A 599-nucleotide genomic window follows, 5' to 3' on the forward strand; every position below is an offset into this window, starting at 1 on the left:
ATTAAGGAAGTTTCTGAAGGAGTAGCGCAGGATTCTTTGAATTGGAGTAATGAAGCCAATGCCTTTGTAGCGCGTCATGAAAAGAGCAAAGAAGAAAAAGGCAGGGCTGTAAGGACACAGGAAAACAGTAGAATTACATTTCTTGCCAATGGTGAGATTAGCGCTAAATCAACGGATGCTGTCACGGGTAATCAGCTTTTTGAAACGAATGATAAGTTTGTTACTTATTTAGGGGGCAATGCAGCTTTTAATAATGGTGCATTTACAGGTCCAACCTATAGTTTATCTGAGATTGATACAGATGGTAAGATAACAGCGAAACCTTTTACCAATGTCGGTTCAGCTTTTGAAGGACTTGATACAAATATCAAGAATGTCAATCAGAGGATTAAGGAGGTTTCTGAAGGAGTAGCACAGGATTCTTTGTTATGGAGCAATGAAGCTCAGGCGTTTGTTGCGCGTCATATAAAAACAGAAACACAAGATGGCGAAATTATAACGAAACAAGAAAATAGCAAATTGAAGTTTTTATTGGATGGAGAAATTTCTAAAGGTTCGACAGAAGCGATTACCGGCAACCAGCTTTATTCAATGAATCA

Annotated in this window: 1 pseudogene; it reads left to right on the plus strand. The window is 38.4% G+C overall.

From position 1 onward, the window contains the following. A pseudogene (locus ACFIKU_RS10210) lies at positions 1-599 on the plus strand (hypothetical protein); the annotation flags it as partial.

The organism is Bartonella sp. CM120XJJH, assembly GCF_042194715.1.
Lineage (GTDB): Bacteria > Pseudomonadota > Alphaproteobacteria > Rhizobiales > Rhizobiaceae > Bartonella.